The following is a 6,656-nucleotide window of genomic DNA, read 5'->3' on the forward strand; positions in this document are numbered from 1 at the left end:
GGAGACGGCGGCGTAGGCAGCCGGTACGTTCCGTCCACTGCGCCCCGACCGGAAGAGTGAAGCGAACATGATCATCACCGCAATGGGCCGCTGGAACCCCGCGCCCGGCCGACTGCTCGAGTGGCATCCCACCGCGGCGGCACAGGCGAGCGCCGCTGCGGCACCGATCGATTCGACTCCGCCGTCGTTTCTTCAGGAAGACCACCTGAAGGCATCGTGGGCAGCGCGCGCACGTGGTGACGTGCACACGGCGTACACCGGGGTGGCCACCGAGATCGACGGCGGCATCGACACCGAGGCGATGAGCCGTGCGCTGACTGCGTACGTGCTGCGGCACGAGGGTCTGCGGTGCTGGTTCGAGGTGGACGGCACCGACGTGGTTCGACACCTCGGCGGCCAGGAAGTTGCTCGTTTCGATACCGTCGACGCAGGTGAGACATCCGACGACGAGCAGTTCCAACACTATGTGCGGCAGCGCTTCTCGACCGAGGCCACCGCCGACATCTGGCCGGGATTCGTCGTCGGAGTGGTATCGAGGCCGGGCAGCTTCACGTTGTACTACGGTGCCGATCACGCGTTCACCGATGGTGGTTCACAGGCTCTGGTCATCAGCGAACTGGCCGATCTGTACGCGATCGAGATCGGGGCGGATGTTCCGCAACCGGCTTCGGCGGGAAGTCACCTCGAGTACGCCGCCGACGAGCGCGCCCGCGCTGCGACGTTCGGTGCAGACTCCCCCGAGATCGCCGCGTGGCGTGACATCTTCACCAGGCACGAGGGCCGTATGCCTCGGTTCCCCCTCGATCTGGGGCTTGCACCCGGCGAACGCGCCCCGGTCCGAATCGTCGAACGCCACCTGTTGGACCGAGAACTGACGGCAGCGTTCGATGCCGCGTGCAAGGCCGCCGGCGCACGGATGAGCAGTGGAATCTTCGCCGCCGTCGGCATCACCGACTTCGAGCTCGCGGGGAACGCGGAGTACTTCGGAATCACGGTGCTGAGCACTCGCCACCACGGTGACTACGGACAATCCCAGGGTTGGTTCGTCAACTTCGCGCCGGTCGCGTTCGACATCGCCGGTCACGAGCGCTTCTCCGACGTCGCGGGCCCGGCACACGAGGGTTTCGAGCGGGCCAAGCAGATCGCCGAAGCACCGGTCCATGCGGTACTCGGCGCTCTCGCCGCAGACGGCACGCTCGGAAGCGAACTCGCCGTGAGCCCGAACATGCTCTCGTACATCGACTTTCGCTGGTTCCCCGGCGTCGGGCGAGATGCGGACACTCGTGCCAAGCATTTCACCGGCGAGGGCGCGACCTCCAACGCGTCGATGTGGATCAACCGCGACGGTGAGCATCTGTATCTGGTGGCGCAGACCCCCGACACGGCCGTCGCTGCCGAATCGGTCGAGCGGTACCACGCACACCTGGCATCGGTACTGGAAAAGATCGCGCGCACAGGCGATTACGTCCTGACGCCCGGTTCGGTTCAGGAGCGGGTCGGTGCGGGTCACCTCGATCACTGAGTACCATCCCGCGGCCGGTGTCGTCGTCGAATTCACTGCCGGCGTCACCGGGGATGCACAACGGTCCCCGATTCCACCGTCGTTCAATCAACGGTTTCATCTGGGCGATCTGGGCGAGGCTCGGCGAGTATGGATCGCGGGCACGTTCGATGTGCCCGGCCGCATCGATGTCGACGCTCTCGCGTGGGCGTTCGCTCGACTGATCGACCGACACGACACTCTGCGCAGCTCGTTCGTCCAGGCGACCGACGGCCTGGACAGGATGCTCCATCGCCCCGGTTCGGTCGAGATCGCGGTGTCGAACCGGACCGAATTCGGTTGCCCGACCGAGCTACGTGAGCATCTCCGCCGAATACTCGAGTTACGTTGCGACGCACGACGGTTCCCGTCGTACACGTGCGTCGCGATCGACCGGCCCGACGTCTCGACGGTGGTCTGCGCATTCGACCACTCGAACGTCGACGCGCTGTCGATCGCGGTGACCGTGGACGAGGTTCGCGCCTGGTACGACACGTACCGGCGCTGCCCGTCGAATCCGAACATCGAGCTGAGTCCGGTGGGAGGATTCGTCGACTACTGCCGTATCGAAGCAACCGAGCCGGCAGTGGATCGCCATGACGACCGCATGGTGCGGTGGTCGGAATTCCTTGTCCGGTGCGGTGGTACGACGCCGAGTTTTCCGTTCGACCTGGGACTGGCGGACGGTGAGACTGCCACGCAGGCAACCCTTGTCGCGCCGATCCTCGATGCCGACCGCACTGCCGAGTTCGAGCGCCTGTGTACTCGGTCGGGCGGCGGGATGTTCGCCGGGGTCGTGGCTGCGATCGGTCAGGCCTGCGCCGCCATCGGCGGACCGCGGCAGATACCGTTCCTGTTCCCGTTGCACACCCGTCACGAGGATCGGTTCCGGCGGGCGCTGGGCTGGTTCACCACCAACGCCCCGATGACCGTGGACGTCGGCGACGTGCTCGTCGACACGATCGCCGCGGCCCAACGGGAGTTTCGTGCTGCGCTACCGCTGAGCACAGTGCCCATCCCCCAGGTGTTGGCATCCCTCGGAGACACGTTCACCCTCTCGCGAAACGACGTGTTCATGGTGTCGTACATCGACTACACCAGAATCGAGGGCCACCGCCGACTCGAAGAATCCAACGCACACCACGTCAGCAACGCGACGGTGTCCGACGACGCGCAGTTCTGGGTGTCGCGGACAGCCTCGGGTCTGGCTCTGCGGGCACGTTTTCCCGACACCGTCCTCGGCCACTCGGTCATGACTGCGTTCAGCGACGCGCTGGTCGCGCTGCTGGCCGAGGCGACCGACGAGGCCGCCACAACGGCCCTGACACGCTGAGACAGTACCGACGCAGCGCTCTGTGCCTGCGTCTCCCGCCACTCGGTCGCGGTACGGCATAGGATTGTCGACGGAGACCGTTCACCCCCGAGCGGGCCGCCAGCCGAATATCTTCCGTAGGAGCCGATACGTGCCTGTACCAACCGATTCCAACGCAATGTTCGCCGACTACGCGCATCCGGATCGTCTCGTATCCACCGAATGGCTGTCCGCTCATCTCGGTACGCCCGGGCTCCGCGTCGTCGAATCCGACGAGGACGTGTTGCTCTACGACGTCGGCCACATTCCCGGCGCGGTCAAGATCGACTGGCACCTCGACCTGAACGACCCGGTCACGCGCGACTACATCGACGGCGAACAGTTCTCGAAACTGATGAGCCGCAAGGGTATTTCACGTGACGACACAATCGTCGTGTACGGCGACAAGAGCAATTGGTGGGCCGCCTACGCACTGTGGGTGTTCACCCTGTTCGGACACAAGGACGTGCGGCTGCTCGACGGCGGACGTGATGCCTGGTTGTCCGAGAATCGCGACACCACACTCGATGTCCCTGAGTTTCCGGCGACCGACTACCCCGTCGTCGAGCGGAACGATGCACCGATCCGCGCATTCGCCTCGGACGTGCTCGGAGTTCTCGGCTCCGTGCCTCTGATCGACGTACGCTCCCCCGCGGAGTACACCGGCGAACGCACCCACATGCCCGACTACCCGGAGGAAGGTGCGCTGCGCGGCGGCCACATCCCCACCGCCGTCAGCATCCCGTGGGCCAAGGCAGCAGCACCGGACGGTCGATTCCGCTCACGCGCAGAACTGGACGAGATCTACGCCGAGACTTCGGCAACCGACGAGGTCATCGCGTACTGCCGCATCGGCGAGCGGTCGAGCCATACCTGGTTCGTGCTGACGCATCTGCTCGGGTACGAGTCCGTCCGCAACTACGACGGCTCGTGGACCGAGTGGGGCAATGCTGTGCGCGTTCCGATCGCCCGGGGCGAGGAGCCCGGATCGGCACCGGCCGCTCGATGAGTTCCCTTCCAGAATCGTTGGCCGAGATCGTCGAGGATTTCGCCGCAGTCGAGGGCCAGGACAAACTGCAGCTCCTGCTCGAATTCAGCCGGGAACTACCCCCGTTGCCGGATCACCTGGCCCAGGATGCGATGGAGCCGGTCCCCGAATGTCAGTCGCCGTTGTTCCTGTCGGTCGATGCATCCGATCCCGCCCGGATCGAGCTGTACTTCAGCGCGCCGCCGGAGGCCCCGACGACTCGCGGGTTCGCCTCGATCCTGGCGCAGGGGCTCGACGGTCTCAGCGCACAGGAAATCCTCGACGTTCCGGACGATTTCTACTCGGCTCTCGGATTGAGCGATGCGGTGAGCCCCCTGCGCCTCCGAGGGATGTCGGCGATGCTTGCACGTATCAAGAGGCACCTGCGCTGACCTCGTGGTCGGCAGCGCCCGGCCTTCGTCTTGATCGATACACGCCGCCGTCGGTAGACTTCGGTAGTGGGCATCGTCGCCCGCTGTCCGAACAATCCCCCGAATGCGTCTGACGAAGGCTGGTTGCTGCCGATATGGAGTTCACCGAGTTGGCGGACTACGCGGTTCCCGCGGGCACGCTCACCGAATGGATTCCCAGTGTCGGCCCACACGCCCACACTCCCGAAGCCGCCGGGTGGCAGCCCGACCCTCGCCCGACGTCCTACGTCCACGAGGCGCACCTGCGTACCAGCCTGAGCAGCCCTCGCCGCGGACGCGAGTCGTGGCTCGGCGCGGCGTTCGAGATTGCCGGTCCCCTGGACAAGCACGCTTTCCGGCGGGCGGTGCTGAACTGGATCGACAGACACGAAGCCATGCGGTCGAGCGCATCGATCGACGAGGCCACCGGTGAGATGACCCGGGTGACCGCCGCGCAGGGAGCCGTCGACATCTGGCAGGTCGAGCAGGAACGGTGTGCGCAATCGAGTGAAGTCTTCGAGCATCTGCAATATCTCTTCGATGAGTTCACCTCGCCCCTGATCTGGCCCGCCTACGCGTTCGTCACTCTCGAACCACTGGACGAGACGCGGCCGGTCACCGTCTTCTTCGCAGCAGATCACTCGATCATCGACGGCTTGTCCACTGTCCTGGTCGCCCACGAGATCGCGGCCCTGTATGGCGAGGAGCTGGGCGGGGCACCGGCCGCCCTGTTCGAGGCCGGCAGCTATCTCGACTTCGGGTCCTCCGAACGCGAGCGAAACGCCGAGTTGGAACATTCGCACGAGGCCGTCGCGATCTGGCGCGATCTGCTGATCGACGGGGAAGGCCAGCTGCCCGACTTCCCGCTCGACATCGGTGATCCCAGCCCGGACGACGTACCTCAGGGTGGGCTCTCTGCTTGGGTGCTCGACCCCGAGCAAGCCGATTCGTTCTCGGTCGCGTGCCGAAAGACCGGGAACAGTCTGTTCGCCGGATTACTGGGGGTCCTGGCCGTCACCGGCGCCGAGCTGGGCGGGGGCACCCAATTTCGGACCGTCACCCCGGTACACACCCGGGACGAGCCGCAATGGGCGTCGGCACTGGGGTGGTTCGTCGGACTGTGTCCCATCTCGTTCGACATCGCCGGCGCGGAGTCATTCGGCTCGGTCGTGGCCGCAGCATCGGCCGAGGTGAAGAAGACCAAACCGATTGCGCGGGTTCCGCTCGATCGGGTGTTCACCACCCTCGGCTACTCGGCCAGGCCACGTTTCGTCGTCTCGTTCATGGATGTGCGGTTCGCGCCGGCAGCAGAGCACTGGCCCGATTGGAACGCGCGTGCGCTGCGCAGCAAGCAGTACCAACACGACGTGTACATCTGGATCAACCGCACACCTCAGGGAATCAACATCGCGGCTCGCTATCCCAACACCGAGCTCGCAACTGCCCGGGTACACGAATACATAGGCACCTTTCGCGCCCTGCTTACCGAGGTGGCCGACACCGGTACCGCCTCCTTCTCTGCCGCAACGTCCCAGCATCCCGATCCCGGGCACTCCGATACCGGGCGGATCGCTACCAGCCAGTAGTCCCATCCTGTCGCCCTGGACGCGCCGCAGCGGCCTGGACCGATTGCAGCGACGACCGAGTCGGTGCTTAGACTCCGACGTGACGTTCGTGACGATGGATGCGAAAAACACATCTGTAGGAGGCTCAGTGCCCAGCCATGCCAGTGCTCAGATCACCAAGGTTCTTGTTGCCAATCGTGGTGAGATCGCGGTTCGGGTGATCCGGGCGGCCGCTGATGCCGGGCTGGCCAGTGTCGCTGTGTACGCCGAACCCGACGCCGATGCACCGTTCGTCCGCCTGGCCGACGAAGCATTCGCACTCGGCGGACAAACCTCCGCGGAGTCGTACCTGGTGATCGACAAAATTTTGGACGCCGCCGCCAAATCCGGAGCCGACGCCATCCACCCCGGCTACGGATTCCTCTCCGAGAACGCCGACTTCGCCCAAGCTGTCATCGATGCAGGTCTGATCTGGATCGGACCCTCCCCGCAGTCCATCCGCGATCTCGGCGACAAGGTCACCGCCCGCCACATCGCCGCCCGCGCCAAAGCACCGTCGGTCCCCGGCACCTCCGAACCGGTCGAAGACGCGAACGAGATTTTGGCGTTCGTCGACGAACACGGCCTCCCCATCGCCATCAAAGCCGCGTTCGGTGGCGGCGGACGCGGCATGAAAGTGGCCCGCACCCGCGAGGAAATCCCCGAACTGTTCGACTCCGCCACCCGCGAAGCCGTCGCCGCATTCGGGCGCGGGGAATGCTTC

Annotated in this window: 6 protein-coding genes; all 6 read left to right on the forward strand. The window is 65.4% G+C overall.

Annotation, left to right across the window (positions count from 1 at the left end):
- Positions 1-67: 67 nt before the first annotated feature.
- Positions 68-1,522: a condensation domain-containing protein gene (locus CH281_RS21690; protein WP_094695476.1), complete on the forward strand. Its 1,455-nt coding sequence runs from the start codon at positions 68-70 to the stop codon at positions 1,520-1,522.
- The gene (locus CH281_RS21695; protein WP_094695477.1) at positions 1,500-2,873 is read left to right on the forward strand and encodes a condensation domain-containing protein; all 1,374 of its coding nucleotides are present in this window, start codon (positions 1,500-1,502) and stop codon (positions 2,871-2,873) included. Before CH281_RS21690 ends, CH281_RS21695 begins: the two co-directional genes overlap by 23 nt.
- A 157-nt stretch (positions 2,874-3,030) precedes the next feature.
- A complete protein-coding gene (locus CH281_RS21700; protein WP_373453893.1) occupies positions 3,031-3,900 on the forward strand; it encodes a sulfurtransferase in 870 nt (289 codons plus the stop codon).
- Complete coding sequence (locus CH281_RS21705; protein WP_027496472.1) at positions 3,897-4,310, forward strand: SufE family protein; 414 nt, start codon at positions 3,897-3,899, stop codon at positions 4,308-4,310. Before CH281_RS21700 ends, CH281_RS21705 begins: the two co-directional genes overlap by 4 nt.
- 134 nt (positions 4,311-4,444) lie before the next feature.
- The gene (locus CH281_RS21710; RefSeq protein ID WP_032366277.1) at positions 4,445-5,914 is read left to right on the forward strand and encodes a condensation domain-containing protein; all 1,470 of its coding nucleotides are present in this window, start codon (positions 4,445-4,447) and stop codon (positions 5,912-5,914) included.
- A 127-nt stretch (positions 5,915-6,041) separates the two neighbouring features.
- A partial coding sequence (locus tag CH281_RS21715; RefSeq protein ID WP_306427559.1) for a biotin carboxylase N-terminal domain-containing protein occupies positions 6,042-6,656 on the forward strand: 615 nt, incomplete at its 3' end.

Source organism: Rhodococcus sp. 06-221-2 (genome assembly GCF_002258365.1).
Taxonomy (GTDB): Bacteria; Actinomycetota; Actinomycetes; order Mycobacteriales; family Mycobacteriaceae; genus Rhodococcoides; species Rhodococcoides fascians.

What these genes read in the sequence shown, in the direction of transcription:
- CH281_RS21700 (WP_373453893.1), top strand. Translation starts at nt 3,031, where the DNA reads ATGTTCGCCGACTACGCGCATCCGGATCGTCTCGTATCCACCGAATGG.
- CH281_RS21705 (WP_027496472.1), top strand. Translation starts at nt 3,897, where the DNA reads ATGAGTTCCCTTCCAGAATCGTTGGCCGAGATCGTCGAGGATTTCGCC.
- CH281_RS21690 (WP_094695476.1), top strand. Translation starts at nt 68, where the DNA reads ATGATCATCACCGCAATGGGCCGCTGGAACCCCGCGCCCGGCCGACTG.
- CH281_RS21710 (WP_032366277.1), top strand. Translation starts at nt 4,445, where the DNA reads ATGGAGTTCACCGAGTTGGCGGACTACGCGGTTCCCGCGGGCACGCTC.